Origin of the sequence: Sphingomonas colocasiae, assembly GCF_019880585.1 — a bacterium.
Taxonomy (GTDB): Bacteria; Pseudomonadota; Alphaproteobacteria; order Sphingomonadales; family Sphingomonadaceae; genus Sphingobium_A; species Sphingobium_A colocasiae.
Genome location: NZ_JAINVV010000003.1, coordinates 391,001 through 416,507, shown reverse-complemented (window position 1 = coordinate 416,507; position 25,507 = coordinate 391,001). Strand labels below are relative to the sequence as shown.

Below are 25,507 nucleotides of genomic sequence, written 5' to 3'. Positions count from 1 at the left end.
GGCATGGCGGCCGCTCTGGACGATCGGGTTCTCAGCCTGATCGGCGTACCGCAATATGCGGCCGGCCCGGGCATCGCCGCCAATCCGGTGAATGTGCGGGCGATGTGCGCCGCGGTCGAGAGCGGAAATCCGGTCCATTGGGACGATCAGGCGGCCCGCGAACTGCTCGGCGATGCCTATTGCCCGGCGACGATGCTGCCCGCCTGGGGACGGCCCGATGTGTGGGAGCCGGGGCAGGGGGCGCCGCTCAAGGCCCTCCAGGCGCATTTCGATCTCAAGGATCTGCTCGGCTATCCGGCGTCGATCGTCGTCTCGTACACCATCAGCTTCCACGCGCCGGTGCGGATCGGCGATCGCCTGCACACCAGGCAGGTGCTGCGGCAGGTGGGTGGTCCCAAGCAGACCAGGCTCGGGCTGGGGCGTTTCTGGACGATCGAGATGCAGTATCTCGATGATGACGGGGGCCTTGTCGGCGTCGAGCGCTACGAATTTTTCGGCTTCGAGAAGGCAGGGGCATGAAGATGCTGCTGATCGGCGATGTCGCGGCCGGACAGGTCATGCCCGAACTCGCCTTCGATGTGACGGCGACGCGCATTGTCGCCGGGGCGCTCGCCAGCCGCGACTATTCGCCGCTGCATCATGATCATGGCTATGTGGTCGGCACCGTCGGCCAGCGCGACATCTTCGCGAACACCCAGTTCCAGGCGTCGCTGTTCGAACGGTTCCTGGGTGACTGGTCGGGGCCGCGCGGGCGGATCGCGCGCATGCGGTTCAGCATGACATCGTCGATCTTCGCGGGCGATCGCGTGACGATCGGCGGGATCGTGGATGCCGTTTTCGCCGATGGACCATGCGGCCCGGCGGTGACGGTGACGCTCGGCATGACGGTCGCGGACCGGGTCATGACCAGCTGCGAGGCGCTTTATGCGCTGCCGGCCGGCCCCGGCGACAATCCGTGGGAAAGGCAGGCAGAGCGCTGGCTTCCGCCTGAATAACTGGGCCATAGACTCACGAGCGCGCAGCCGCAGGCGCATTGAGGCGAGTTGGACCATGGCAAGGAAGTTTGCTGCCAGCTTGGCATAGCGAGTGGCGATGCGGCGGAAGTGCTTCAGCTTGGAGAAGAATCGTTCGATCAGGTTGTGCTCGCGGTAGAGCGGTTTGCTGAAGCAGGGTTTCCACTTCCGATCATCTACGTGCGGAACGCCTCGCGGCTTGTCGGGCAACTATGGCTCGATCACGCGCCATTCGCAGTCGGTCAGGTCATATCGGCTCATGCCAACGCTGAATCAGAGCTAAGCACGATAGGAAAGCGGTCAGTCGGCTAACGACGATTGCGGCCACTGATTGTACATGAGATGATTGGTCGATGCAGGGATACCTACCTCGGTCGCCTCGGGCGATAGCGGTGTTACTCACAGTGTTCATTGTTGGAAGTTGCAGCAGTCCGCCTAAGCGCTTGGAAGCTGCGGCAAGGCGGTCTTGCCTCGCGCAGGGCGGCTACGAAAGTCGCAGCGCCTTCGGCTTCCCGATCTGCCAGTTCCGCTACGCCGATGGGGGAAAGACATGTTCCGGCAAAGCCGATTGTCAGGGGCAGTGCCTCATGAGCGTCGATGGACCGCCTGAGAAACCACTTCCCAAGCCGGGCGATTTGGCAAATGGGTCTTGCCAATCGGAACACTACAATCCCGGCTGTTTTGCTAAAATCGAAGGTGGGAAGATCGGCTCAGAAGGCGCGTGGTGCGAGGACTGAAGCTACCATCGACTTCCACCCATAGCTGTCATTGCCATTATGGGTTCACGGCCTAGGTCCGATCGACATTCAGTTCAGACCGAGCCGAAAATGGTGCTTTTTTTCGTGACCCGGGGCGCAGCGCACTTTCGGTCCGTGAGCACCGGAAGCGCGAGAAAACGCCATTTGCAGGCCGGTACTGGCTGAATGTCGATCGGGTCCTTAGGACGTGATGTGGAAGCCGCCATCGATGCCGATATGCTGGCCGGTGATATAGGCGGCGGCATCGGACAGGAAGAAGCAGGTGGCGGGCGCGATCTCCTCGGGCGTCGAGAAGCGGCCGAGCGGAATGGTCTCCAGATAACGGTCGCGAAAACGCTCCTGGCGGATCGTCTCGGTCATCGCGGTCTCGACCAGGCCGTAGCAGACGCTGTTGACGTTGATGTTGAACCGCCCCCATTCGCGCGCCGCGCTCATCGTCAGGCCCATGACGCCTGACTTCGCCGCGCCGTAATTGATCTGCCCGAAGGTGCCGCGCCGGCCGGCATCGGAAGAGACGTTCACGATCGATCCGGGATTGGGATCGCCCTGTTTCGCCTTGCCCACCAGATGGCGGCCGACGGCCTGCAGGCAGACAAAGGCGCCGGTCAGGTTCACGTCGATCACAGACTGCCATTGCGCGCGGTTCATGTCGGTGATCATCGCGGCGCGGACGATGCCGGCATTGTTGAGCAGGCCGTTGAGATCGCCGAATTCCGCCACGGTCTGGCGTACGACATCCGCGACGAAATCCTCGTCGGTCACGTCGCCGGCGAAGCACCGGACCGATGCGTCGCCATGGGCGGACAGGCCGTCTTCCAGCGCGTCCCGATTGATGTCGACCGCCGCGACGCGCGCGCCCATGGCGACGGCGTGTTCGGTCAGCGCCTTGCCGATGCCTTGGGCGGCGCCGGTGACGATGATGACCTTGTTTTCGAGCGATGCGGGATGTTTCATGTCGAGGCTGTTCCGGTTCTGATGAAGGGGGCGTCAGCTATCCAGCCGTCCGAAGATGGAGATGCTGCATACATTGTTGTTGGGAAAACCGCCGAGATTGTGGGTCAGCGCCCGGCGTGGCCGGATGAGCTGGCGATCACCCGCGCGCCCCAGCAACTGGCTATAGGCTTCGTACGCCATGCGCAGGCCCGACGCGCCGATCGGATGGCCGAAGCATTTCAGCCCGCCGTCGATATTGCTCGCCACCTCGCCATCGGCGTCGAACTTGCCGTTCAGCACGTCGCGATAGCCGGCGCCGGGTTGTGAGAGGCCCAGATCCTCCATGGTGACGAGTTCGGTGATCGAGAAACAGTCATGCACCTCGACCAGGTCCAGTTCGCGCACCGGATCGGTGATGCCGGCTTCGCGATAGGCCTTGCGCGCGGCGATCCGCGTCGTGTGCGCATAGCTGCCGTCCCAGTCGTTGTGCGACATCTCCGATCCGTTGCTGAGCGAGAGCTGCATCGATTTGATGCTGACGAGTTCGCCCGTCTTCCCCAGGCGTTTCGCCATGTCCGGGGTGGTGACGATCGCGCAGGCCGAACCGTCGCTGACGCCGCAGCAATCGAACAGGCCCAGCGGATAGGCGATCATGGGCGCGTTCAGGATCGCGTCCTTGGAGATCCGCTTGCGCAGATGCGCCTTGGGATTGCGCGATCCGTTCTCATGGCTTTTCCATGATATATGGGCCATCGCTTCCTTCAGCGTGTCCATCTTCAGATCGTGGCGCGCGGCATAGGCGCTGGCGAATTGCGCGAAGGATCCGGGCGCGGTGACGCCGGGCTGCCACAGATCGTTGAAGGTGCCCCGGCTGCGTTCGGGCAGGCCGCCATAGCCGGTGTCCTTCAGCTTCTCCACGCCCAGCGCCATGGCGATGTCGACGGCGCCCGCCGCTACCGCATAGACCGCGCCGCGCAGCGCCTCGGATCCCGTCGCGCACAGATTTTCGACGCGTGTCGCCGCGATGTTCGGCAGCCGCAGCGCCTGCGACAGCGACAGCGCCGACTTGCCGAGATTCTGCTCGTCCATCGACAGGCCGAACCATGCAGCCTCGATCAGGTCGCGATCGATGCCGGCATCCGCCACCGCCTCCTGAAAGGATTCCGCGATCAGATCCTCGGCGCTGCAATCCCAGCGCTCGCCGAAGCGCGAGCAGCCCATGCCGAGGATGACGACCTTGTCCCGAATGCCTTCAGCCATTTATCGCACCTTTGCCATGCCGACCGGGGCGGCTTTCCAGAAATAGCGGTGGAAGTTCCGCTTCGGATCCTTCTCCTTGATGCGGAACACGAAGCGGACAGGGGTGCCGACGCTCAGTTCGCCGGGCTCGCAATCGGTGAATTCCATCATGATCACGCCGCCATCGTCGAAGGCGACATTGCCGTAGATGAAGGGCGGATTGGCGGAGACGGCCAGCCAGTCCTCGGTATAGGATTTGACGCGGCCGATCTTGTGGCTGAACGGTTCGTCGATCTGGGTGTCGAAGCGGCGGCAATCCGGATTGACGCAGCATCGTCCCTTCGGGAATTGCCGCGTCCCGCACGCCTCGCACCGGCCGCCGATGAAGCTGGTCGCGGTCTTGCGATGGCGATTGAAGGCCGAAAGCGCGGTGCGGTTGTCGCGTTCCGCGCGGATGCCCCAATCCACGTCGATCTGTTCGTTGAACGACAGGAAGCGCAGATAGTTCAGGTCTTCGACGCCGCCATCCAATTGATCCCGGACGGTGTCGATATCGGGCCGGTCGGCGATCGCGTCGGTCGTCTCGAACAGCAATGTCTGGCAGCCCTGCGCGACATTGGCGAGCAGGATGGTCTCGCCCGGTGCCGCCTGTTCCAGCGCATGGCACAGCATGATCAGGGCATGGGCGGATCCGGTGTCGCCGCACGCCGCGTCGAGCGGATCGATCAGCCGGTTCTCTGCGAAGCCGCATTTGCCGGCGATCTGCCGGGCGGCGGCACGGCCGACGCCCGCGATCACGACATGATCGATGGCGGCGGCGTCGCGACCCGCCTTGCGCAGCAGCGTCTCGATCGCGGGGGGCGCGATCTTCATATCGCCCTCGTCGCGCACCCAGCGTTCCTCGAGCAGATAGTCGGTCGGCGCTTTCGCGCTTCGGTAATGGCCGACGAAATCGACGGCGGTCGAATGCGTGGCGACGAACCGCGCGATCGGATTTTCGGCGCCGGTGACGACCGCCGCCGCCGCATGGCCGAGCGCGAGTTCCTGCGCCGATGCGATCCGCGCCATGCGCCGCTCCGATGCGACGGTCAGCGCCGGCCGGCCATTCTCCAGCGCGCCGATCAGCGCGGTGACGCCGCATCCCAGAAAACCCGTCACATCGGCGCAGCGCAGATCGAACGGCAGCGCCAGCGCTTCGGTCAGGATCACCGAATTCGCGCGGTCGGCAAAGGGTGGGGTGGTGCTCGCGAACTGAATGATCTCGAGAGCGGGCTCGGGCGCGTCGCCCAGGCAGCGCCGGCCCGCCTCCACCGCCATCGTCAGGCTGTCCTCGTCATGCGCGCAGATGGTGCGATGGCCCTTGCCCTGCGCAGCAAGCGCCGGGTTGGCCCATCTGTTCGCATCCGCGATCGCCTTTCGGGCGAGGCGCAGCCGCGGCAGATAGGCGGCGATCGACGCGATACCGGTGTTGCCCAATCTTCCCTCCGTTGCGATCCCGCCGCCGCCGGTGCGCGGCGGGGGCGATCCCGTGCCTAAGAAGGGGAAGCCTCAGGTAAAACTCGTTTAGGGTGGTTCCGGGGCAGGTGGATCTACCCGCCGGCTCCGGAACCACGGAAATCAGGGACGTTCAGCGCCGATCGGCGAGATATGCTCTTGGACGCTCACCATCGTGATCGAATTGCGGTCGAACAGTTCCGCCTCGTCGGCCGCGATCGCCGCGCCGACCTTTTCGTCCGCATGGATCTCCAGGAACTGGTGATATTGATCCTGCGTCCAGAACCAGACTTCGGTGAGCACATCGAAATCCGATTGATCGCCGGTTGGAAAGCTGCGTCGGTATCGGGCGAACATCGGTACGCCGTCCTTCGCCAGGACGCGCAGCGCCAGCGCGCAATGGCCGTGTTCATAGCGTTCGACAAAGGCCGCGCGCGACATGTCGCTTCGTTTCCGGATCGTGCCGAGCAGCTTGATCGCGGGCGGGCCGTGATGGCCGGCGGGGCGGGGCTGAAGCGTATCGGCAGGGGTGATGAACTCCTCGCAGGTGGCGATCCTGGTTTCCCCCTGCCGGAACAGCCGCGCTTCGCTCGTCCGGATCGCGCCGGAAATCGCCTTGTCCGCAAGCGCGGTGTTGCAGGCCTCCAGCGCCTGCGCGTCCCTGAACCAGAGCTGGGTAACCACGTCGTAATCGGGCCTCCAGCTTTCGTCGCCTGGATGCGCGCGCGATACCATCAGGCCGGGCACCACATAGCTTCTGCGATAGCCGGAAAGCGAGGGCAGCAGCGATGCGACCAGCGGCGCATGCTCGCGTTCGTACAGGTCGATGAAAGTGCTGGTCTCCAGCGCCGGCCTGGCCTTCAGAAACGCGATCTGCTTGATCATCTTCCTCCCCTTTCGGATCCTGCATCCGGGCGCCGATCTAGCGCTCGCTATCGCTCATCTTGAACTCGTGTTCGCGATGGATTCTGCCCTCCGGCGTCGGCGTGTGGAAGGCGCGTTTCTCCCGCGAAAATCGCGCCGTCGTGCCGGTTTCCAGTCCTCCGAACACCCGGTATCCGGCGCCGCCGACCGCCCGAAGCGGTTGGCAATTGTTCCCGTAACTCAAAGATGTTAGGAGGTATTTCAAGCCGGAGATCGCGCTTTGGCGTCCGCTGGAAGCGAGCGGAACGCGAGCTGAAATTCAGTGCTTCCCGATCTAGCTTTTCTTCATCAACCAGAACAGGAGCCAGGCTGAACCGTGATGACGGCCGGCCTGGTGCGAGGGGAGAGAGGCATGAAGTCGGCGAAGAAGCATCTGTTGCGGTCGGTGGCGCTGGGGGCGGTGACCTGCGTGTCCATGCCCGCATTCGCGCAGGTCGAAGAGATTGTGGTGACCGCGCAGAAGCGCGAGGAGTCGATCCGCGACGTTCCCATTTCGATCATCGCGGTGCAGGGCGACGAACTGCGTGACCGCCAGATTTCAGGCGTCGAGGATCTGGCGAAGGGGCTGCCCAACGTCTTCGTCTCGAAGGACACGGTTTCGAACAACATCTATGTCCGTGGCGTCGGATCGGGATCGAATGCCGGCTTCGAACAGGCTGTCGCGACATTCGTCGACGGTGTCTATCACGGGCGTTCGCGCTATTCGCAGTCGACGGTGGTCGATCTCGAGCGGATCGAGGTGCTGCGCGGCCCCCAGACCATCTATTTCGGCAACAACGCCATCGGCGGCGCCTTCAGCGTCACCACGACCAAGCCCAGTCTGGACGAATGGAAGGGCTATGCCCTGGCATCCTACGAATTCGTCGCCAACGAACCGGTGGTGGAGGCGGCGGTGGGCGGGCCGATCATCCCCGGCACGCTGGCGGTGCGCGTCGCCGGCCGATATTCCGATCTGAACGGCTTCGTCAAAAATCTTGGCACCGGAAAACGCGATCCCAAGGTGGAGGACAAGTTCGTCCGCTTCTCCGCGCTCTGGCAGATGGCGCCGGACTGGGCTGCGACGTTCAAGGCCGAATATGGCAAGCAGGATTCCAAGGCGCCCTTCGCGGCGCAGCTCACCAATTGCCCGCCGCCCGCGCCCTTCAATCCGGCGACGACCTTCTCCTGCGCCTATGCCATCGCGACCGGGCAGGAGGCCGATTTCGATTTCCGGCGTGCTTCCGGCCCCGGCGAGCGCGGCGAAATCGAGGCCTCGGAATATCTGCTCAAGATCGAACGCGACAATAGCGACGGCCCCGGCTTCGTCGCGCTCGGCTCCTTCTCCAAATATGATTTCCTGGTGGCGGCCGATACCGATGGCGTGCCCGCCAATTTCTTCAGCTATAATTCGCCCGAGGATCTGAAACAGACGACGCTCGAACTGCGCGTCACCTCGCCCGCGCAATCGAAGCTGCAATATATCTTCGGCGGCTATTTTCTGGATTCGGAATCGAACGTCCATACGACGCTCAATTTCCCGTTCGCCAATGTCCTGTTGACGGGCCCGCTGGCGCCGCTTGCACCCTATGCGCCGCTCGCCGGGGTGATCGATCTCAACCAGAAGGAAACCGCGCTCTCGGCCTTCGGCGCCGTGACCTATCCCTTCACCGATCAATTCTCGGTGACCCTGGGCATGCGCTACACCCATTCGAAGAAGCAGGGCATCCAGTCGGCGACCAACGCCACCGGCAATGATCCGCTCGGCCTGACGACGACGCGGCTGCCCGCGGCGCTGCAGCCGGTCGCCTTCTTCCTGACTGGCTTTGCCGATCACACGACCAGGGCGACGGTGAAGGATGGCGCATTCCTGCCGTCCGCCACCCTGCAGTACAAAGTCGATCGAGACCTGACCTTCTACGCGAAGTTCAGCGAAGGCTTCAAGGCCGGTGGGTTCGATGCAGTGGAACTGACCGGTGTGCCCGGTCGTCTGACCTTCTTCCCCGAAACCGTCAAGGCGTATGAAATCGGCGTCAAATCGCTGCTGCTCGATCGCAAGCTGGCGGTCAACCTGTCGCTGTTCCGAAGCGACTACAAGGATCTGCAACAGAGCGTGACGCAGATCACGCCGACCTCCGCCTTTATCCAGGTCACCAATGTCGGCGGCCTGAAGACCCAGGGCGCGGAGGCCGAGCTACGCTGGCAGCCCAGCCAATATTTCGATTTCGGCGTGGACCTCGCCTATCTCGATGCCGCCTACAAGGAATATGCCGGCGCAGGCTGCACCGCCGCGCAGGCGGCGATCGCCCAGGCCAATGGCACCTTGCCCTGCGTGCAGAACCTCACCGGCCGCGCGCCGCCGTTCGCGCCCAAATGGTCGGGCAATGTCCGGGCCGGCTATAACCAGCCGATCGGCAGCACGCTGCGGGTGCGCGCCGATGCGATCCTCGCTTTCTCCAGTTCCTACGACGTGGCCGCCGACAAGGATCCGGCGACCCGCCAGCGCGCCTGGCAGCAGCTCGACCTGCGCCTGGGCATCGGCGAGATCGACGAGAAATGGGAAATCGCCTTTGTCGGCAAGAATGTGACGAACACGAAGATCATGGGATCGGCCACCGATGTCGTGGCCTCGTCGGGATCCTATACGCGCGTGATCATGCGCGGGCGCCAGCTGGGCGTGCAGGCGCGCTATAATTTCTGAGGCGGGAAGCGCCAATGAATGCGGATGATCCCAATTGGAACTCCCGGATAGGGGCGCCCGTCAGGCTCGACGCGCCCGATGATATGCGGTGGAACGATAGCGCCGATGTCGTGATTGTCGGCCTGGGGGGCGCGGGGATCTGCGCGGCGCTCGAAGCCTTGCATCAGGGGGCCAGCGTCATCGCCATCGACAGGTTCGAGGGCGGTGGCGCCACCCGCATGTCGGGCGGCGTCTATTATGGCGGCGGCGGGACGCGTTACCAGCAGGAAGCCGGCATCGAAGACACGGTGCAGGCCATGTACGATTATCTGAAGCTCGAAGTGGCCGACGCGGTTCGTGACGAGACGCTGCTCGATTTCTGCCGCACCAGCAGCGCGAACATGGACTGGCTGGCGGCGCATGGCGTCCGGTTCGGCAGCACCGTCTCTCCGGTGAAGACATCCTATCCCGGCAAGGGGTATTTCCTCTATTATTCGGGGAACGAGGCGCAGGCCGATTACGCCGATCACGCCAGGCCCGCGCCGCGCGGCCATCGTGCGGTGGGGGACGGGCTGACCGGGCATCGCCTGTTCGATCCGCTGCTGCGATCGGCGCTCGCCATGGGCCTGAAACTCTACAGCTACAGCGAGGCCCGGCGCTTCATCCTGTCCGCCGATGGCGAGATCGCGGGGGTGGAGATCCAGCATGTCGACACGGGATCGCGTGGCGCATCGGCGCTGCGCAAGATCGGCGCGGACTTTGCCAAGGCGTCGACATTGCTGTTTCCCGCGATCGCGCAGAAGCTGGTCCGCAAGGCGAACGCGATCTCGGATGGTGACGGCCGGACGAAATCGATCGGGATCGGCAAGGCGGTGATCCTTTCGGCGGGCGGCTATATTCACAACCGCAGGATGGTCGCGCATCACGCGCCCAAATATCTCGGCGCCATTCCACTGGGCAGCATCGGCTGCGACGGATCGGGCATCCGGCTCGGCCAGTCGGTGGGGGCCAGGGTGGACGGGCTGGAGATGATTTCCGCGTGGCGGCAGTTCAATCCGCCGGCCTCCCTTGCACGCGGGATCGTCGTCAACGGTCGCGGCGAGCGCTTCGTGTCGGAGGATTGCTATGGCGGCAAGATCGGTCACCATATCGGGGAGGACCATGGCGGCGTTGCCTATATCATTCTCGACAGTCGCTTGAGGCGGCAGGCGTTCCGCGAAGCGATGCCGGGCCGGCGGAAGCTGTTCCGTCTCCAGGGGGCACCGGCCTTGATGGGGCTTCTGCTCAGCTCGACAAAGGCCGGATCGATCGAGGCGCTTGCCGGCAAATGCGGCATGGATCCCGCCACGCTGCGGGCGGAGGTCGATCATTACAATCGCGCCTCGGCCGGGCTGGAGGCGCCGAAATTCCGCAAGCATCCCGATTTCATCGGCCGGATCGTCGAGCCGCCATTTTATGCGATCGATATCTCGATCCATAACAAGCGCTATCTGTGCCCCTCGATCTCGCTGGGCGGCATCGTTGTCGACGAGGCGACGGGCCAGGCGCTGGACGGGGCGGGGCAGCCGATCCCGAAGCTGTTCGCCGCCGGCAAGACCGCGAAGGGCATCTCTTCGCATCGCTATGTCAGCGGCATATCGCTCGCCGACTGCGTCTATTCGGGCCGTATCGCCGGCCGGGCCGCCGCCGGGTGACGGCCGCCCGGCGGCCCCGATCAGAAGGGTTTCGGTGCGCGCTTCTCGACGAATGCGGCGATCATTTCCTCATGCTCGGCGGTGTGGTGCGCCAGCGCCTGATAGGCGGCCGACAGTTCGAGCAGCGGGCCGAGTTTCATGTCCTGCCCCTCGCGCAGCAGTCGCTTTGCCATCCGGGTGGAATGGCCCGGATTGGCGGCGATGCTCGCGGCGATCGTGCGCGCGCGGTCCATCAGTTTTTCCGGCGCCAGCATTTCGGTCACAAGGCCGTATTCGAGCGCTTTCGCGGCATCGATCGTCTCGCCGGTCAGCGTCATCTGCGTCGCGCGCGGCATGCCGATCACGCGCGGCAGCAGCCACGCCCCGCCGTCGCCGGGGATCAGGCCGAGCTTCACGAAGCTTTCGGCGAACAGCGCGGTATCGGCCGCGATCCGGATGTCGCACATGCAGGCCAGGTCGAGCCCGGCGCCGATCGCCGGGCCGTTGATCGCCGCGATCACCGGCACTTCCAGTTCGTAAAGTGCCGCCGGGATCGTCTGGATGCCGGTGCGGTAATTGTTGCGGATGGTATAGGGCGATCCGCCGAACATGCCGATCTTCTCGCGCATATGCTTGACGTTCCCGCCCGCGCAGAATGCCTTGCCGCTGCCGGTCAGGATGATGGCGCGCACCGTCGCGTCGCGCGTCATCTCCGCGCAAAAGGCGGCGATCTCGTCGCTATGCGCGGTTTCGGAGATCGCGTTGCGCTCCTCCGGGCGGTTGAGCGTGGCGATCACCACCGGGCCATCGCGTTCGACGAGAAGGAAGGGATTCATATGCGCACGGGCTCCGGAACCAGGAAGGTCCAATCCCTAGATGGGGTCGCGCGCCTTGACCAATATTGATTTCCCGACACGCGATATGCGGTGACTATCGATGGACCTTCGCCAGTTGCGCTATTTCGCGACGCTCGCCGAAACGCTCAATTTCCACCGCGCGGCCGAGCGGCTCCATATCTCGCAGCCGCCGCTGACCGTCGCCATCCGCCGGCTGGAGGAGGAATTGGGCACGCGCCTGTTCGATCGCGAAAGCCGGGGCGTGCGCCTGACCGATGCGGGCCGCGCCGCCTTGCCCGCCGCGCGCGCGACGCTTGAACAGGCGGCCCTGTTCCGCAGCATCGCGCAACAGGGGCAACAGGGCGAACGCGGCCTGATCTCTGTGGGTTTCGTCGGTTCCGCGATCAACGCCGCGCTGCCGCGCATCCTGCCTGCCTTCCGGGCGCGCTATCCCGAAGTGGATCTGCGGCTGGAGGAAATGACGAGCGTCTCGATCTGCGCGGCGCTTGCGGCGCGGCAACTCGATGTCGGGCTGGTGCGGCTGCCTTTGATGGATCCGGGCGATTTCGAGGTGGCGGTGATCGAGCGCGACCGGCTGGTCGTCGCGCTGCCCGCCAACCACGCGCTGGCGGGCGACCACGAACTGGCGCTTGCCGATCTGGCGGGGGAGCCGCTGGTGCTGCACGGCGCGGTCAGCGTGTTGCGCTCGATGGTGCTGCTCGCCTGTCGGCAGGCCGGTTTCACGCCGCGCATCGCGCAGGAAGCGACGCAGGTGCAGACGATCCTGAGCCTGGTCCAGTCGGGACTGGGTATCGCGCTCGTTCCCTCGGCGATGGCGGGGACCGTGCCCGAAGGCGTGCGGCTGATGCCGCTCACCGATCCGATCCATGTCGAAATGGGGGTCGCGGCGCGGCGCGATGCCGGGGGGCTGGCGCGCAACTTCGTCGCGACGGCCTGTGCGGCGGGCGATACATGATCGGTATCGGATCCGCGCAAACAAATATTTGATCGCACCCGTCATTGCGCTGCATGTCGGCAGGCGGACGGACAAAGGGGAGGCGGAGCGCTGTTCGAGACATTGACCCTTGCGGCGCTGCCGGCGGCGGACGAGGCGATCCGCCCGGCTATTCGCGCGTTGATCGAGCGTGCGATCGCCGGCACGCCCGCCGATATCCGTGCGCGATCCTGGCTGGGCTTCGATGCGGCGTTCAGCCGCGAACTCGGCGCCGCCGGCTTCCTCGGGCTGACCCTGCCCAAGCGCTATGGCGGCGGCGAACGCGGCGCATTCGCGCGCTTCATCGTTGTCGAGGAATTGCTGTCGGCGGGCGCACCGGTCGCCGCGCACTGGATCACCGAACGCCAGACCGCGCCGCTGATCCTGAACTTCGGCACCGAAGCGCAGCGCAATCGCTACCTGCCGGGCATCTGCCGTGGCGAACTGATCTTCTGCATTGGGATGAGCGAGCCGGGATCGGGATCGGACCTGGCGAGCGTGCGTACGCGCGCCGAACGCACGGGGAGCGGCTGGCGTGTCAACGGCCAGAAGATCTGGACGACCAATGCCCAGCACAGCGATCACATGATCGCGCTGCTGCGCACATCGGGCAGCGCGGAGGACAGGCATGCCGGCCTGTCGCAGATGATCATCGATCTGAAGGCGCCGGGCGTCACCGTCCGCCCGATCGTCGACCTGACCGGCGGCGCGCATTTCTGCGAGGTGTTTTTCGAGGATGTCGAGCTGCCCGCCGATGCGCTGATCGGGCGCGAGGGCGAGGGCTGGAAACAGGTGACCGCCGAACTGGCGTTCGAGCGCAGCGGCCCAGAACGCATCTATTCCAGCGTCGTGCTGCTCGACGCGTGGATCCGCCATCTCCAGGCGTCCGGCCGGGCCGATCCCGCGACAGCGGCGCTGGTCGGCGATTTCACCGCCCGCATGGGCGTGCTGCGCGCCATGTCGATCGCCTGCACCGCACAGCTCGCGGCGGGCGAAAGCCCGGCGGTGGAGGCGGCGCTGGTCAAGGATCTGGGCACGAGCCTCGAACAGCAATTGCCGATCGCGATCGGTGACGATCTCGCCGCGCATCCCGACGAACCGGTCGATGCCGAACTTTATCGGACGCTAATGTACGTCACCCATATCGCGCCGAGCTTTTCGCTGCGCGGCGGCACGCGTGAGATCCTGCGCGGCATCATCGCGCGCGGCATGGGGCTGAGATAGGCATGAACGAGTTTATCGAACCTTTCGAGCGCATGATCGAGACGATCGCGACCCCGGCGCTGGTCCGCGCCGTCGAACATGGAATGGATGCGGCATCGCTTTGGGATGTGGTCGCCGCCTCGGGCTTTCTCGATGCGCTGGTGCCCGAGGATCGGGGCGGGGCGGGGCTGTCTCCGGCGCAGGTCCATCCGCTCTGGCTGGCGCTCGGCCGTCATGCGGTGCCGCTGCCGATCGGCGAGACGATGATCGCCCGTTATCTGCTGGCGATGGCGGGCGCCGATCTGCCCGACGGACCGATCTTCCTTGCCGAAGCCAGGACGGGCGCCGAATGCGTCATATCCGGCGGCCTGCTCGCCCGCCATGCGCTGGTCGAGGCCGATGGCGCGCTTCATCTGGTCGAAACGGCGTCGATGGCGCCCGCGCCGACGGGCGTGAACGGCAGTCTTGCGGCGCGCGTCTCATGGAGCGGCCCCACGCGCGCCGCGATCGGTGCCGCGCCGGCGGGCGGGCTGCGTTCGCTCGGCGCGATCCTCAACGCCGCCCGGATCGCCGGCGCAGCGGCGCGGCTGACGGGCATGGCGACGGCCTATGCCAATGAACGTATCCAGTTCGGCAAGCCGATCGGACGGCAACAGGCGCTTCAGCAGACTCTGGCGGTGATGGCGGAGGACATGGTCGCCGCGCGCATCGCGTCGCAGCTCGGCTGCGCGGGGGGCTTGCCGCCTTCACCGGCGGCGGCGGCCACCGCCAAGTCGGTCGCGAGCGCCGCCGCTGCCCGGATCACCGCCACCGCCCATGCCGTGTTCGGCGCGATCGGCATCAGCGAGGAGCATGATCTGCAGCTCTTCACGCGCCGGCTGCACGAATGGCGGCTGGCCGATGGCGCGGAGACCTTTTGGAATCGTCGGCTCGGCGCGTTGCGGCTGGCGGTGGAGATGGGCTCGGTCGATTTCGTCCGGGCGTGGCAGGATGCTGGTCAGGATTCTTCGCTCTGAGCTTCGGGCGGTTGGGTGATCTTCACCAGCCGCGCATTATATTTGAATGTCTTGATCGCGATCGCGGTCTCGACATGGCGGACGCCGGGTAACACCCTGATGCGTTCGGAGGCGATGTCGGCGAGCATCTCCAGTTCGTCGAACAGGCACAAAGCCAGAATGTTGAACCGGCCGGTCGTCGCCATCACCCCGTCGACCTCCGGAAGACGCGAAAGCGCGCCCATCACGGCGCGGACCGATCCGGTTTCCGCCTCGATATTGATGAAGGCCAGGCGCGATTTGCGCGCCATCGCGAGCCCCGTGATCGCCGTGAAGGCGATCAGCCGTTCGCTCTGCAGCCTTTTGATGCGGCCCCTCACCGTGCCTTCGGTGACGCCGAGCTGAGCGGCGATGGCGCGGTTCGACACGCGCGCATCCTGCGAGAGCAGGTCGATCAGTCGCCGGTCGAGTTCGTCGAGCTTGGCCGTCGCCATGGTCAGGCCTCCGGCTCGATGGGCACGACGTCGAACTGATATTTGACGATGTCGACGATGGTGGATGGCGTGACGCAGCGGATGCCCCGGATCGCGCCGATCCTGTCGAGCAGGAACGGCCCGAGTTCGTCGATCTCGTGCAGCGCGACCAGCAGGTCGATATCGTAGCTGCCCGTCACCAGATGCGCCGCGAAGACTTCCGGCAGCGCTGCGAGTTCGCGTGCGACATCCGATGCCGGCCGCCCCTCCACCTCGATGGTCACCCGCAGCAGCAGATCATAGCCATGCGCCGAAAAGTCGGATTCGGCGACGACGCGCAGCTGGTTCGCTTCCTCCATCCGCCGGATGCGCGTCGATACGGTCGTGGCGGTCAGCCCCAGGGCTTCCGCGATCTGCTGATTGGTCGCGCGGCCGTTGCTGCGCAACTGTTCGACGATGGCGTGATCGGTCGCGTCGAAACTGATGCTCAATTGACTGCCCTTCATCCGCGCGACGTCGCGATACCATATTCCCGGAGAGGTGGAACCGACTCTCAGACGTTTCCGAGAAAGGCGATCGAATAGCGGTTGAACTCCTCCGCGCGTTCCACCTGCACCCAATGGCCGGTGCGCGCGAAGCTGATCGTGCGGACATCCGGGCAACGCTCCAGGAACAGCCGGCTATGCGCTTCCGGGCAGAATTCGTCGTTCAGGCCCCAGAGCACCAGCATCGGATGGCTGACTTCGCCCAGCCTGGGGCTGAGATCGGGCGTACGCATCCGCGTCAGCACATCCTTGGGCTGGGTGCGCGCGACGGCGAAGCGTTCGGCGACGAGTGCGTCGGATATGCGCGATGCGAAATCGGGATGGACGAGATTCGAGACCAGCCTTTTCTGTTCGGCCAGGTCGAAATCCGGGCCGCCGAAACCCGATCGCATCTTCGCGATGCCCGGCATCGTGGCATAGGCGTCGAAAGGCGCAACGCAACCGGGCGCCATGAGGATCAGCCGGTCGACAAAGCCGGGGTCGTCGAGTGCGATCTGCAGCGCGACGCCGCCGCCCAGCGAATTGCCGACCAGTGTTGCGCGCTCCACGCCATGGGCCGCCAGCGCCGCGCGCAGCGTGCCGGCGAACAGCGCCAGGGTGTAATCCACACCCTCGGGCTTGGACGACGCGCCATAGCCGATCATGTCGGGCAGGATGACGCGGTAGCCCGCCGCGACGAAGGCATCGGCATTGGCCCGGAAGTTGGAGATGCCGGAGGCGCCGGGGCCGCTGCCGTGGATGAAGATGATGGCCGGGCCGGTTCCGATCTCCTTGATATGGATATCGTAACCGCCGGCGACGCGATGGGTGGTCTCGATCACTATGTCGTCTCCTGACCGACTAGAGATAATTGAAGGCAGGCATGTCGCCGGCCATGGTGGCGAGCACATCGGCGGTGCGGTTGCCGGGATCGTTGGCGACATGCGCGCGCGCGGCCTTCAGATCCAGCCAGGGCTGCACGATCGGGCTGGACATATAGACGGCGCGACTGCCGAGCAGCTTCACGATATCCTCGACCAGATCGCCCAGCCGCCGCACGACGGTTGCGGACTGATAGGCGAAGAGCGCGCGCCGCGCCATCGGGATCGTCGCGCCGGATGCGGCATGGCGCATCATTTCCTCGAAGCTCGCCTCGTGCGTCAGTTCCATCTCCTCCAGTTCGGCGACGGCGCGGGCAAGGGCTGCGTGAAGCAGGGGATCGGCCTTTGCCGCCTTGCCGGTATTGGTGGAGACCCGGCTGTTCATGATCTCGATGCCGGCATTGATCGCGGCGCGGGCGCTGCCCATCGCCGCGGTCGAAACCGCGCGCACGAATATCTGCGCCCAGGGCAGGCGATACAGCGGACCGTCATTCTCGATCTGCCCCGGGTTCGTGCCGGCAAAGCCGTCGATCGACCGATGTGTGCGATATTCGGGGACGAACGCGTCCTCGACCACGATATCGAAGCTGCCGGTGCCCTGCAGGCCGAACACCTCCCATGTGCCCTTGATCACCCGATAGTCCTGCGCGGGCAGCAGGAAGGTCCGCAGATCGGGTGGACTGTTCTCGGGAAAATGGAGCGAGCCGAGCAGGACCCAACCGCAGTGCGAGGATCCGGAGGAGAAACCCCAGCGGCCCGACAGGCGGAAACCGCCCTCGACCTTCTCGACCTTGCCGACCGGCTGATAGGTGGAGGAGACGAGCATGTCGGGATCGTCTTCCCACACCTCACGCTGGGCTTTGTCTGCGAACAGCGCCAGTTGATAGGGATGGCAGCCGAGCACGCCATAGATCCAGCCCGTCGACATGCAGGCTTCGGCAAGGATCTTCTGGACCGCGTAGAAGACGTTCGGATGCATTTCATAGCCGCCCCAGCGCCGGGGCTGGAGAATGCGGAAGAATCCCGCCTCGCGCATGTCCGCGATGGTCTCCGCCGGCACGTCTCCTTCGGCGACCGCGCGGCGCGCGCGTGCCCTGATCGCGGGCGCCATCGCGCGTGCTCTTTCGATCAGCTCCTCGGCTGAAGGCGGGCTCTGGATATCCGGTTGCGTCGAAGCTGCTGTTGCCATTTGCGCGATCCTCTCAGGTCGGACGTCGTTTGCCGAATGATTCGTAGTATGAGTGATAACTATTGCGCATTTTTTGATTTTGAAAGGGCAAGATTTTCGATATGTGCCGTTCGTGGCTGCTGCGATTCCGCATTTGCCGGATCGCGCGAGCCGGGTGGCGCATCCGTCCACCGTCGTGCTGGCGCTGCCGGCCCGGCGGGCAGGGAGGGGCGGGGCGCCACCCCAGGATCGATCGGCAAGGAGATGGTGAGGATGGGGATCAAGGCGCTTGGATATGTCGTCATCGAAACGACCAGGAGCGATGCATGGGACGATTATCTGACCGGGATCGTCGGCGCGATGCGGGGCGCCGGAGGGCTTGCCGGCATATCGCTCTATCGCATCGACGATCGGCCATTCCGCTTCTGGATCGAGCCTGGAACGGCCGACCGGCTGGTGCTGGCGGGTTATGAAGTGGGCGATGCGGGCGAACTGGCGCTATTGCGCGGCAAGGTTGCGGCGGCGGGGCGTCCGGTCGCCGATGGCTCGGCGGAGGAGGCGCGCGCGCGCGGCGTCTCCGCCTTTTTCCGCACGAGCGATCCGTCAGGCAATGGGCTCGAATTCTTCCATGGCGACCGGCGGGATACGGTTGCCTTCGTCTCGCCGGCCGGGGTCAGCGGCTTCGTCACCGGCGACATGGGCATGGGCCATGTCGTGTTCGCGGCCCCGGCCTTCGACGAGACCCATGGGTTCTACGAGGCAATCGGGTTCGGCGACACCGATGTCGCGCGCTTCCGCTTCAGCGAGGATCCCGCCGATCCGGGCATGGGCTTCACCTTCATGCATGCCGATAACGGCCGGCATCATTCGGTGGCGCTCGGCGACATTCCTCAGCCGCCCTCGGGCTGTGTCCACATCATGCTGGAGATGAAGACGCAGCTCGATGTCGGCCGCTGCCATGATCGCATGCGACAGGCGAATGTGCCCGAAAGCGCGACGCTCGGTTGCCATGTCAACGACAGGACCTTCGGCTTCTACATGCAGAGCCCGGCGGGCTTCGATCTCGAGATCGGTTGCGATCCGCTGGTGATCGATCCCGCGACCTGGGTGCCGACCGCGCATTGCAGGCCCAGCGAATGGGGGCATGTCTGGGCCTGGCAGAAGTAGCTTCACGGCCCGCCATTTCCGCCGCCGCTCGCGCTCCGTCGGAATGCGAGCGGTGAGCGGCCGACTGAAGCGCTGCTCCACCCGGTCGCGGAAGCGCGCGACAAGCGCCGCCTGGCGGCGCGGCGGCAGTTCGGCCGCCACCGCGTCCCCAGGCAGCGCCGGCGCCATCGGGTCGCGTTCGCCTAAAGCCGCACGAACATCGTCGCGCTGAGCACATGGTTCGTGCGGTCTTCGCCGGCGCGGAAGATGCGCTGGTTGAGATAGCCCGGCTCCAGCCGTGCGCGCCCGGTCACCGGAAAGCCCATGCCCATGAATGTGCGCCACTGGTCGACGCCGTCGCGCATGCCCCAGCTGGTCGTGTTGAGATTGAAAAAGCCTTCGGTGAACGCGACCGCCTGGATTTTGCCGTCCTTGGCCACCGGCAGCTGCACTCGTACGAACTGGCGCAGTCGCCAGCCGGTGCCTGTCCGGTTCTCGATCATGCGCTGCTCCAGCCGTGTCCGGCTGATGATGAACGGCATGCCGTTCGCATGGCGGACGGGCACGAACTGGACCTGTTGCCAGGGCCGATGCTCATGCGTCACGGCCCCGGATGCGGGGGCCGTGCGGACATAGGCATAGCCCGCCACCGCGTGCGCGTCGCTGCCGATGCGCGCACCGATCGCCGGTCGCAGGATGATCTGGCTGCCGCCGCCGATCTCGTCGGTGATCCGGCTCTGCCCCTCGAGCCACAGGAACAGGTTGCCGCTGACCGTGCCCGATGCCGCGATCGCACCCCAGGCCTGGATATCCTCTTCGGCCCGCGCCGGCCCGGCCAGCGCGATCGCGAACACAGCGCCACCGATCAAATATCTTCCAGGCCCGAACCGCATCAAAACCCTCCCGAAACAGTCCGCGCCGCCTAGCATGAACGCGCCCGCCCGCCAGACATCAGCGCCCGGCGGACCGGTTCGTGCGTCAGGCCGCCGCCAAATATTGCCATGGAAACAATGTGGCCGGCCGGAGCCGCCGCAAGGGGGCGCATCATAGTCGGCGCGTGGTCTGCAATGCGGGGGCGAATTGCGCCGAAAGGCCGATAATCGAACATATCGCCCAAGCCGGACCATGGCTGGCCATGGACGACATCTCGTTGATGCTTGGATCTGTCCCGGCGCTGAATGGACCAGGCAGTCGAAAAGCCTGGTGACCCCTACGGGACTCGAACCCGTGTTTTCGCCGTGAGAGGGCGACGTCCTAGACCGCTAGACGAAGGGGCCGCGGTGCGCGAGCGGCGTCCCTATGCCCGGCGGATGATTCCGTCAAGGGCGGCCGTGACACCATATGTCGATAATCCGTCATGATCGATCGGGTGGGGAAGGGTCGGGCGCGGATGCGACGATCCGTTCAGGCTTTTGTTAACCATGTCTTGCGGTCCGCCCCCCGCGATGAAATGCTGCGGTCATGGCCCGAGTCCCGTTCTCCCGGAGCGCCCTGGCGGCTGTTTCGCTGATGCTGACGGCCTGGCTGTGCGCCTTGCCCGCGATGGGCGGTGCACAGCCGATCGATGCCGGGGCGCGGCTGCATCGCGCCGCGGCTTCGCTGCAGCCGGGCGAATTTCTGTGGAATGCCGCCATCCCCGACGATTCGCCGCTGACGATCGGCATCAGCATCGCGCTCCAGCGAATCTATGTCTATCGTGGCGATACGCTGATCGGCGTTTCGAGCATCTCGACAGGCAAGCCGGGCAAGGAGACGCCGCTCGGCGATTTCCGCATCCTGCAAAAGGCCAAGTGGCATCGCTCCAATCTCTACAGCAATGCGCCGATGCCCTTCATGCAGCGGCTCACCTGGGACGGCATCGCGCTCCATGCCGGCTGGAACCCCGGTTATCCGGCTTCGCATGGCTGCATCAGGCTGCCCTTCGCCTTTGCGCGGGCATTGTTCGACATGACGACGCTGGGCAGCATGGTTTCCGTGACCGACTATCCGCTCCGTCCGCCCGTCTATCTGCGCTTCGCGGAACTGGAATGGGCGGCGATGGACGAGATCGTGACGCAGGACGATGGCCGGGTGATCGGCAATCACGGGCGCGTGCAACCCTTGCGACGCCCGTGGCGAGCGGGCGCCGGGGGGGATCGCATCGCCGCGATCCGGCTCGAATATTCGTCGGCGGTCTTCGCCTATGAATGATCCGGCGATCCGGGATCAGCGCGCCTGGATGCGGACGACGGGCAGGATGCCGCGAATCCGCGAATAAACAATCTGGACGCTCTGCATGTTGCGCCGCCGGCCATTCAGATCCCTGGGGGCCGTGCAGCTTCCCGCTCTGATGATCTGGCGCACGCGGATATCCTGACGTCCGCCATTGGCGAAACGGACGTCCAGATCGCGCATCTCGATGGAGCGGTTGAGCGCACAGACGCGGATCTGGCGATGGCGATCATTGCCGCGCACCCGGATCACGTCGCGGTCGCGGCCGGCGCCGACGGTGGTGTGGCCGATCGTCGTCCAGCTTCCGCCGGGGCCTTGGCCAGGATTGTGGCCAGGATTGGGGCCGGGAAGCGGCGGGCGCGGCGGCGGGCGATGATGCTGGGGCTGCTGCGCCGCTGCGATGCCGGTGCCGCCGAGAAGTGCGATCGTCGCAAGCAATGCGAATGGCTTCATGTCCTGCTCCTGTCCATGCCGCGGAAGCGGCCGATCATATCGGCTGCGTTCCCTTGCGGCTTCGTTCGAACGCGTGCGCGATGATTTGGGTCCCCGCATCACCGTGGACCGGTGTCTTTGCCCTTTTCAGGCTCTTTTCTCCGCCATGCCGCCGATGATCTTGTCCAGCGTCAGCGGATAGTCGCGGATGCGGACACCGCAGGCATTGTAGATCGCATTGGCGACCGCCGCGCCCGCGCCGCATATGCCGAGTTCGCCGACGCCCTTGGCCTTCATGGGTGAGGATTTGTCGTCGAGTTCCTCGATGAACAGCACATCCTGCTCGGGAATGTCGGCATGAACGGGCACATGATATTCGGCCATGTCGTGATTGACGAAATAGCCGAAGCGCGTGTCGACCGTCAGTTCCTCCATCAGCGCCGCGCCGACGCCCATCGCCATGGCGCCGATCACCTGGTTGCGCGCCGATTTCGGATTGAGGATGCGGCCTGCGGCAAAGGCGCCGCCCATGCGCCGCACCCGCGTCTCGCCCGTGAACATGTCGACGCCGACCTCGCAGAAATGCGCGCCGAAGGTCCCTTGCGCATAGCGTTCGGTCAGGTCGCCGAATTCGATCTTGTCTTCGGCGCTGGTGCCCCGGCGGCCGGCGGCATCCTTCAGCGGGATCGTCCGGCCGGCCGATCGGATCGCCCGGCCTTCGAAAACCGCATCCTCGGCATTGAAGCCCGCCTGCTGCGCCAGCTTGCCGCGCAGTGCGGCGCAGGCGGCATAGACCCCGGCGGTGGCGCTGTTCGCGCCCCATTGCCCGCCCGATCCCGCCGATTCCGGATAATGGCTGTCGCCCAGCCGGACCGTGACGTCGGACAGCGGCACGCCGAGCATCTCGGCGGCGGTCTGCGCGATCACGGTATAGCTGCCGGTGCCGATATCGGTCATGTCGGTTTCGACCACGACGCGGCCCTGGCCATCGACGCTGACCCGCGCGCCCGACGTCTGGACGAGGTTGTTGCGAAAGGCCGACGCCATGCCCATGCCGACCAGCCAGCGGCCGTCGCGCACCTGGCCGGGCACGGCCTTGCGCCGCGACCAGCCGAAACGATCCGCGCCCTGGCGCAGGCATTCGACGAATTTCCGGCTCGAAAAGGGGCGCTCCGGGCCCTTCTCCGGATCATATTGGACGTCGTTGCGGATGCGAAGTTCGACGGGATCGACGCCGCAGGCCTCCGCCAGTTCGTCCATCGCGACTTCCAGCGCGAGCAGGCCGACCGCTTCGCCCGGCGCGCGCATCGCATTGCCCTCCGGCAGGTCCAGCGTCGCCAGGCGATGCGCCGTCATCCGGTTGACGCCGCGATAGAGCAGTCGTGTCTGCTGCGCCGCGACTTCCGGTCCGCCGCCGGGCAGATCGCCGGACCAGACTTCATGGCCGATCGCGTCGATCACGCCATCCTTGCTCGCACCGATCCGGATGCGCTGGATGGTGGCGGGGCGATGCGTGGTGTTGTTGGGAATCTGTGGTCGTGCCAGCGCGACCTTCACTGGCCGGCCGACGGCGTGTGCGCCCAGCGCGGCCAGCACGGCATCGGCGCGCAGGAACAGCTTCGCCCCGAAACCGCCGCCGATATAGGGGGACATGACATGGATGTCCTCTGCCTTCATCCTGAAGGTGAGCGCCAGTTCCCTGACGGCCCAGGCGATCATCTGGTTCGCGGTCCACACCGTCAGCTTGCCGCCCGTCCATGCCGCGGTCGTCGCGTGCGGTTCCATCATCGCATGGCTGTGATCCGGCGTGGTATAGGTCTGGTCGATCCGGACCGCCGCCTTGGGAAAGGCGGTGGCGAAATCGCCCGCGCCGGTGTCGGGATCGCTCTTGGGCGGAACCGCCTTGTTCTTTTCGGCCTTCAGGTCGAAGCGGCCGTCCTCGCGGGCATAGTCGATCCTGACCAGCCTGGCCGCGTCGCGCGCCTGTTCCAGCGTCTCGGCGACGACCACCGCGAGCGCCTGGTCATAATGCTCGATCCTGGGGCCGCCGAGCAGATGCGCCGTGTTCATCCGGCCCTTGCCGAGCGGCCCCGCATTCTTGTGGGTGATGACGGCGAGCACGCCCGCCGCCGCCTCGGCGTCGCGCGTGTCGATCGATCTGATGCTGCCCTTCGCGATCGCGGAGCCGACCATCCAGCCATAGGCGGCATTGGGCGCGACATCATGGCGTTCATAGGCATAGGGCGCGCTGCCCGTCACCTTGGCCGGGCCGTCGATGCGATCGTGCGGGATGCCGACCACGCGGCCGCGATCGATGGGGTTGGCGGTTGCGGGGCGATCGAACTTCATTTCCGTGCCTCCCGTTCCGCATAAAGCGCCGCCAGCGTCCGGCGCGTCAGATCGGTCTTGAAGCCGTTGAGCGGGGTTGTCGTCGCGCCCGCCAGCGCGATATCGGCCACGGCATCTGGCCCGTTCCGCGCGACCGCATCGGCCGCATCGATCCGCCAGGGGCGTGGCGCCAGACCGCCGAACGCGAAACGCGCCCCGCCGTCCTTGCCGAATATCGCCGCTACGGACACCAGTGCGAAGGCATAGGATGCCCGGTCGCGCACCTTGCGATAGATCTGGGTGCCGCCAAGCGGGCGGGGCAGGGTGACGGCGGTGATCAGCTCTCCGGGAACAAGCGCGGTTTCGATATGCGGGGTATCGCCGGGCAGGCGGTGGAAATTCGCGATCGGGATGGCGCGGGCGCTGCCGTCGGGGGCCACGGTTTCCACCACCGCGTCCAGCAGCCGCATCGCGACCGCCATGTCCGACGGATGCGTCGCGATACAGGCTTCGCTCGTGCCCAGGATCGCCAGGTTTCGGTTGAACCCCTTGATCGCCGCGCAGCCACTGCCGGGGCGGCGTTTGTTGCAGGGTTTGCTGGTGTCGTAGAAATAGGGGCAGCGCGTGCGCTGGAGCAGATTGCCCGCGGTCGTCGCCTTGTTCCGCAATTGCGCGGAGGCGCCCGCGAGCAGGGCGCGGCTGAGCACCGGATAGTCGCGGCGCACGCGCTTATGCGCCGCAAGATCGGTGTTGCGGACGAGCGCGCCGATGCGGAGCCCGCCCTGAGCGGTCTCCTCCACCTGATCGAGCCCGAGCGGATTGACGTCGATCAGATGCGCCGGGGTTTCGATCTGCAGCTTCATCAAATCGAGCAGGTTGGTGCCGCCGGCGATGAAGCGGGCGCCCTGATGCGCGGCCGCCGCGCGCGCGGCGGCCGCCGGAGAGGCGGCGCGCTCATAGGTGAAGGGCCTCACGAATTCTCTCCCGCGACGTCGCGGATCGCGGCGACGATATTGGAATAGGCGGCGCAGCGGCAGATATTGCCGCTCATCCGTTCGCGCACTTCGGCATCCGAAAAGGAGACGCGGGCAAGATCCTCGGTCACATGGCTGGGGACGCCCGCCTCGATCTCGTCGAGCATCGCGACGGCCGAGCAGATCTGGCCGGGCGTGCAATAGCCGCATTGATAGCCGTCATGGATGACGAAGGCGCGCTGCATCGGATGCAGCCGCTCGGGTGTGCCCAGGCCTTCGATCGTGGTGACATCGTCGCCCTCGTGCATCACCGCAAGCGTCAGGCAACTGTTGATCCGCCGTCCGTCGACGATGACGGTGCAGGCGCCGCACTGGCCGTGATCGCAACCCTTTTTCGTGCCCGTCAGCCGCAGATGCTCACGCAGCGCATCGAGCAGCGTGGTGCGCGGATCGAGATTGAGATGCAACTCCTTGCCGTTCACCTTGAAGGTGACGGGCAGCGTGGCACCGGGCCGGCCACTCCGTTCGCCGCGAACCGGCGCCCCGGCCGAAGCGACCACCGGCGCCGCGCAGGCGGCGGCGCTGCCACCGAGCACCGCGCGTCTCGAAATGCCGCCATATTTGTCCGATGTCATGCTTCGTTGCCCTTCCG

The 25,507-nt window shown here is 65.6% G+C and carries 23 protein-coding genes, 1 tRNA gene and 2 pseudogenes; 9 read left to right on the top strand and 17 right to left on the bottom strand.

Annotated features, from left to right (window positions below; all coding sequences use genetic code 11):
- Window positions 1–3: 3 nt before the first annotated feature.
- Together K7G82_RS05575 and K7G82_RS05570 are read left to right on the top strand one after the other, a co-directional pair.
- The gene (locus K7G82_RS05575; protein WP_246623292.1) at window positions 4–519 is read left to right on the top strand and encodes an FAS1-like dehydratase domain-containing protein; all 516 of its coding nucleotides are present in this window, start codon (window positions 4–6) and stop codon (window positions 517–519) included.
- On the top strand, window positions 516–995 hold the full coding sequence (locus tag K7G82_RS05570) for a hotdog family protein (protein ID WP_222988836.1): 480 nt from the start codon (window positions 516–518) through the stop codon (window positions 993–995). The genes K7G82_RS05575 and K7G82_RS05570 overlap by 4 nt, the downstream gene beginning before the upstream one ends.
- A gap of 39 nt (window positions 996–1,034) precedes the next feature.
- On the opposite strand, the pseudogene K7G82_RS05565 reads toward K7G82_RS05570, so the two are convergent.
- From K7G82_RS05565 to K7G82_RS05545, 6 genes and pseudogenes are all read right to left on the bottom strand, one after another.
- Window positions 1,035–1,184 (bottom strand): annotated as a pseudogene (locus K7G82_RS05565) (transposase); the annotation flags it as partial.
- Window positions 1,179–1,274, bottom strand: a pseudogene (locus K7G82_RS30280) (IS5/IS1182 family transposase); the annotation flags it as partial. The pseudogenes K7G82_RS05565 and K7G82_RS30280, both read right to left, overlap by 6 nt.
- Before the next feature lie 677 nt (window positions 1,275–1,951).
- Complete coding sequence (locus K7G82_RS05560; protein ID WP_222988835.1) at window positions 1,952–2,725, bottom strand: SDR family NAD(P)-dependent oxidoreductase; 774 nt, start codon at window positions 2,723–2,725, stop codon at window positions 1,952–1,954.
- A 33-nt stretch (window positions 2,726–2,758) separates the two neighbouring features.
- A complete protein-coding gene (locus K7G82_RS05555) occupies window positions 2,759–3,964 on the bottom strand; it encodes an acetyl-CoA acetyltransferase (RefSeq protein WP_222988834.1) in 1,206 nt (401 codons plus the stop codon).
- Window positions 3,965–5,419 carry an OB-fold domain-containing protein gene (locus tag K7G82_RS05550; RefSeq protein ID WP_222988833.1) on the bottom strand — a complete coding sequence of 485 codons (1,455 nt, stop codon included), beginning with the start codon at window positions 5,417–5,419 and terminating at the stop codon, window positions 3,965–3,967. It lies immediately after the preceding gene.
- A gap of 141 nt (window positions 5,420–5,560) precedes the next feature.
- On the bottom strand, window positions 5,561–6,322 hold the full coding sequence (locus K7G82_RS05545; protein ID WP_222988832.1) for an EthD domain-containing protein: 762 nt from the start codon (window positions 6,320–6,322) through the stop codon (window positions 5,561–5,563).
- Between the two features lie 391 nt (window positions 6,323–6,713).
- On the opposite strand from K7G82_RS05545, the gene K7G82_RS05540 reads away from it, so the two are divergent.
- Window positions 6,714–9,038 (top strand): TonB-dependent receptor, encoded by a 2,325-nt coding sequence (locus K7G82_RS05540; RefSeq protein WP_222988831.1) that lies wholly within the window; start codon window positions 6,714–6,716, stop codon window positions 9,036–9,038.
- A gap of 14 nt (window positions 9,039–9,052) precedes the next feature.
- Window positions 9,053–10,711 (top strand): FAD-binding protein, encoded by a 1,659-nt coding sequence (locus K7G82_RS05535; RefSeq protein ID WP_222988830.1) that lies wholly within the window; start codon window positions 9,053–9,055, stop codon window positions 10,709–10,711.
- Between the two features lie 20 nt (window positions 10,712–10,731).
- Here the strand turns inward: K7G82_RS05535 and K7G82_RS05530 are convergent, their stop codons facing one another.
- Complete coding sequence (locus K7G82_RS05530) at window positions 10,732–11,526, bottom strand: crotonase/enoyl-CoA hydratase family protein (protein ID WP_222988829.1); 795 nt, start codon at window positions 11,524–11,526, stop codon at window positions 10,732–10,734.
- Between the two features lie 100 nt (window positions 11,527–11,626).
- Between K7G82_RS05530 and K7G82_RS05525 the strand changes: the two genes are divergently transcribed.
- The 3 genes from K7G82_RS05525 to K7G82_RS05515 all read left to right on the top strand — a co-directional run bounded on the left by K7G82_RS05525 (window position 11,627) and on the right by K7G82_RS05515 (window position 14,739).
- Window positions 11,627–12,502, top strand: coding sequence for a LysR family transcriptional regulator (locus tag K7G82_RS05525; protein ID WP_222988828.1), 876 nt, complete (start codon window positions 11,627–11,629; stop codon window positions 12,500–12,502).
- Between the two features lie 102 nt (window positions 12,503–12,604).
- On the top strand, window positions 12,605–13,744 hold the full coding sequence (locus K7G82_RS05520) for an acyl-CoA dehydrogenase family protein (RefSeq protein ID WP_246623290.1): 1,140 nt from the start codon (window positions 12,605–12,607) through the stop codon (window positions 13,742–13,744).
- Window positions 13,745–13,746: 2 nt separating this feature from the next.
- Window positions 13,747–14,739, top strand: coding sequence for an acyl-CoA dehydrogenase family protein (locus K7G82_RS05515; protein ID WP_246623289.1), 993 nt, complete (start codon window positions 13,747–13,749; stop codon window positions 14,737–14,739).
- On the opposite strand, the gene K7G82_RS05510 is transcribed toward K7G82_RS05515, so the two are convergent.
- The 4 genes from K7G82_RS05510 to K7G82_RS05495 all read right to left on the bottom strand — a co-directional run bounded on the left by K7G82_RS05510 (window position 14,721) and on the right by K7G82_RS05495 (window position 17,785).
- Complete coding sequence (locus tag K7G82_RS05510; RefSeq protein ID WP_222988827.1) at window positions 14,721–15,212, bottom strand: Lrp/AsnC family transcriptional regulator; 492 nt, start codon at window positions 15,210–15,212, stop codon at window positions 14,721–14,723. The genes K7G82_RS05515 and K7G82_RS05510 overlap by 19 nt on opposite strands.
- 2 nt (window positions 15,213–15,214) lie before the next feature.
- Window positions 15,215–15,682, bottom strand: a complete 468-nt coding sequence (locus K7G82_RS05505; protein WP_246623288.1) for an Lrp/AsnC family transcriptional regulator — start codon at window positions 15,680–15,682, stop codon at window positions 15,215–15,217.
- Between the two features lie 62 nt (window positions 15,683–15,744).
- Window positions 15,745–16,557: an alpha/beta fold hydrolase gene (locus K7G82_RS05500; protein ID WP_343228531.1), complete on the bottom strand. Its 813-nt coding sequence runs from the start codon at window positions 16,555–16,557 to the stop codon at window positions 15,745–15,747.
- Between the two features lie 19 nt (window positions 16,558–16,576).
- Entirely contained in the window at window positions 16,577–17,785 is a 1,209-nt protein-coding gene (locus K7G82_RS05495; RefSeq protein ID WP_222988824.1) for an acyl-CoA dehydrogenase family protein, read from the bottom strand.
- A 252-nt stretch (window positions 17,786–18,037) separates the two neighbouring features.
- Between K7G82_RS05495 and K7G82_RS05490 the strand changes: the two genes are divergently transcribed.
- Complete coding sequence (locus K7G82_RS05490) at window positions 18,038–18,931, top strand: VOC family protein (protein WP_222988823.1); 894 nt, start codon at window positions 18,038–18,040, stop codon at window positions 18,929–18,931.
- Between the two features lie 182 nt (window positions 18,932–19,113).
- Here K7G82_RS05490 and K7G82_RS05485 read toward each other — a convergent pair whose 3' ends face one another.
- Together K7G82_RS05485 and K7G82_RS05480 are read right to left on the bottom strand one after the other, a co-directional pair.
- A complete protein-coding gene (locus K7G82_RS05485; RefSeq protein ID WP_222988822.1) occupies window positions 19,114–19,779 on the bottom strand; it encodes a DUF2490 domain-containing protein in 666 nt (221 codons plus the stop codon).
- A gap of 332 nt (window positions 19,780–20,111) precedes the next feature.
- Window positions 20,112–20,187, bottom strand: a tRNA-Glu gene (locus K7G82_RS05480).
- 184 nt (window positions 20,188–20,371) lie between these two features.
- Between K7G82_RS05480 and K7G82_RS05475 the strand changes: the two genes are divergently transcribed.
- The gene (locus K7G82_RS05475; protein ID WP_222988821.1) at window positions 20,372–21,100 is read left to right on the top strand and encodes a L,D-transpeptidase family protein; all 729 of its coding nucleotides are present in this window, start codon (window positions 20,372–20,374) and stop codon (window positions 21,098–21,100) included.
- 15 nt (window positions 21,101–21,115) lie between these two features.
- On the opposite strand, the gene K7G82_RS05470 is transcribed toward K7G82_RS05475, so the two are convergent.
- The 4 genes from K7G82_RS05470 to paoA all read right to left on the bottom strand — a co-directional run bounded on the left by K7G82_RS05470 (window position 21,116) and on the right by paoA (window position 25,490).
- Window positions 21,116–21,574: a hypothetical protein gene (locus tag K7G82_RS05470; RefSeq protein WP_222988820.1), complete on the bottom strand. Its 459-nt coding sequence runs from the start codon at window positions 21,572–21,574 to the stop codon at window positions 21,116–21,118.
- Window positions 21,575–21,700: 126 nt separating this feature from the next.
- Window positions 21,701–23,902: an aldehyde oxidoreductase molybdenum-binding subunit PaoC gene (gene paoC, locus K7G82_RS05465; protein WP_222988819.1), complete on the bottom strand. Its 2,202-nt coding sequence runs from the start codon at window positions 23,900–23,902 to the stop codon at window positions 21,701–21,703.
- Complete coding sequence (locus K7G82_RS05460) at window positions 23,899–24,855, bottom strand: FAD binding domain-containing protein (RefSeq protein WP_222988818.1); 957 nt, start codon at window positions 24,853–24,855, stop codon at window positions 23,899–23,901. The genes paoC and K7G82_RS05460 overlap by 4 nt, the downstream gene beginning before the upstream one ends.
- On the bottom strand, window positions 24,852–25,490 hold the full coding sequence (gene paoA, locus K7G82_RS05455; RefSeq protein WP_222988817.1) for an aldehyde dehydrogenase iron-sulfur subunit PaoA: 639 nt from the start codon (window positions 25,488–25,490) through the stop codon (window positions 24,852–24,854). Before paoA ends, K7G82_RS05460 begins: the two co-directional genes overlap by 4 nt.
- Between the last annotated feature and the right edge of the window lie 17 nt (window positions 25,491–25,507).

Coding starts and splice junctions, on each gene's coding strand:
- K7G82_RS05525 (WP_222988828.1), top strand. CDS start 11,627: ATGGACCTTCGCCAGTTGCGCTATTTCGCGACGCTCGCCGAAACGCTC.
- K7G82_RS05490 (WP_222988823.1), top strand. CDS start 18,038: ATGGGGATCAAGGCGCTTGGATATGTCGTCATCGAAACGACCAGGAGC.
- K7G82_RS05535 (WP_222988830.1), top strand. CDS start 9,053: ATGAATGCGGATGATCCCAATTGGAACTCCCGGATAGGGGCGCCCGTC.
- K7G82_RS05530 (WP_222988829.1), bottom strand. CDS start 11,526: ATGAATCCCTTCCTTCTCGTCGAACGCGATGGCCCGGTGGTGATCGCC.
- K7G82_RS05570 (WP_222988836.1), top strand. CDS start 516: ATGAAGATGCTGCTGATCGGCGATGTCGCGGCCGGACAGGTCATGCCC.
- paoA (WP_222988817.1), bottom strand. CDS start 25,490: ATGACATCGGACAAATATGGCGGCATTTCGAGACGCGCGGTGCTCGGT.
- K7G82_RS05515 (WP_246623289.1), top strand. CDS start 13,747: ATGAACGAGTTTATCGAACCTTTCGAGCGCATGATCGAGACGATCGCG.
- K7G82_RS05560 (WP_222988835.1), bottom strand. CDS start 2,725: ATGAAACATCCCGCATCGCTCGAAAACAAGGTCATCATCGTCACCGGC.
- K7G82_RS05470 (WP_222988820.1), bottom strand. CDS start 21,574: ATGAAGCCATTCGCATTGCTTGCGACGATCGCACTTCTCGGCGGCACC.
- K7G82_RS05575 (WP_246623292.1), top strand. CDS start 4: ATGGCGGCCGCTCTGGACGATCGGGTTCTCAGCCTGATCGGCGTACCG.
- K7G82_RS05540 (WP_222988831.1), top strand. CDS start 6,714: ATGAAGTCGGCGAAGAAGCATCTGTTGCGGTCGGTGGCGCTGGGGGCG.
- K7G82_RS05510 (WP_222988827.1), bottom strand. CDS start 15,212: ATGGCGACGGCCAAGCTCGACGAACTCGACCGGCGACTGATCGACCTG.
- K7G82_RS05475 (WP_222988821.1), top strand. CDS start 20,372: ATGGCCCGAGTCCCGTTCTCCCGGAGCGCCCTGGCGGCTGTTTCGCTG.
- K7G82_RS05545 (WP_222988832.1), bottom strand. CDS start 6,322: ATGATCAAGCAGATCGCGTTTCTGAAGGCCAGGCCGGCGCTGGAGACC.
- K7G82_RS05555 (WP_222988834.1), bottom strand. CDS start 3,964: ATGGCTGAAGGCATTCGGGACAAGGTCGTCATCCTCGGCATGGGCTGC.
- paoC (WP_222988819.1), bottom strand. CDS start 23,902: ATGAAGTTCGATCGCCCCGCAACCGCCAACCCCATCGATCGCGGCCGC.
- K7G82_RS05495 (WP_222988824.1), bottom strand. CDS start 17,785: ATGGCAACAGCAGCTTCGACGCAACCGGATATCCAGAGCCCGCCTTCA.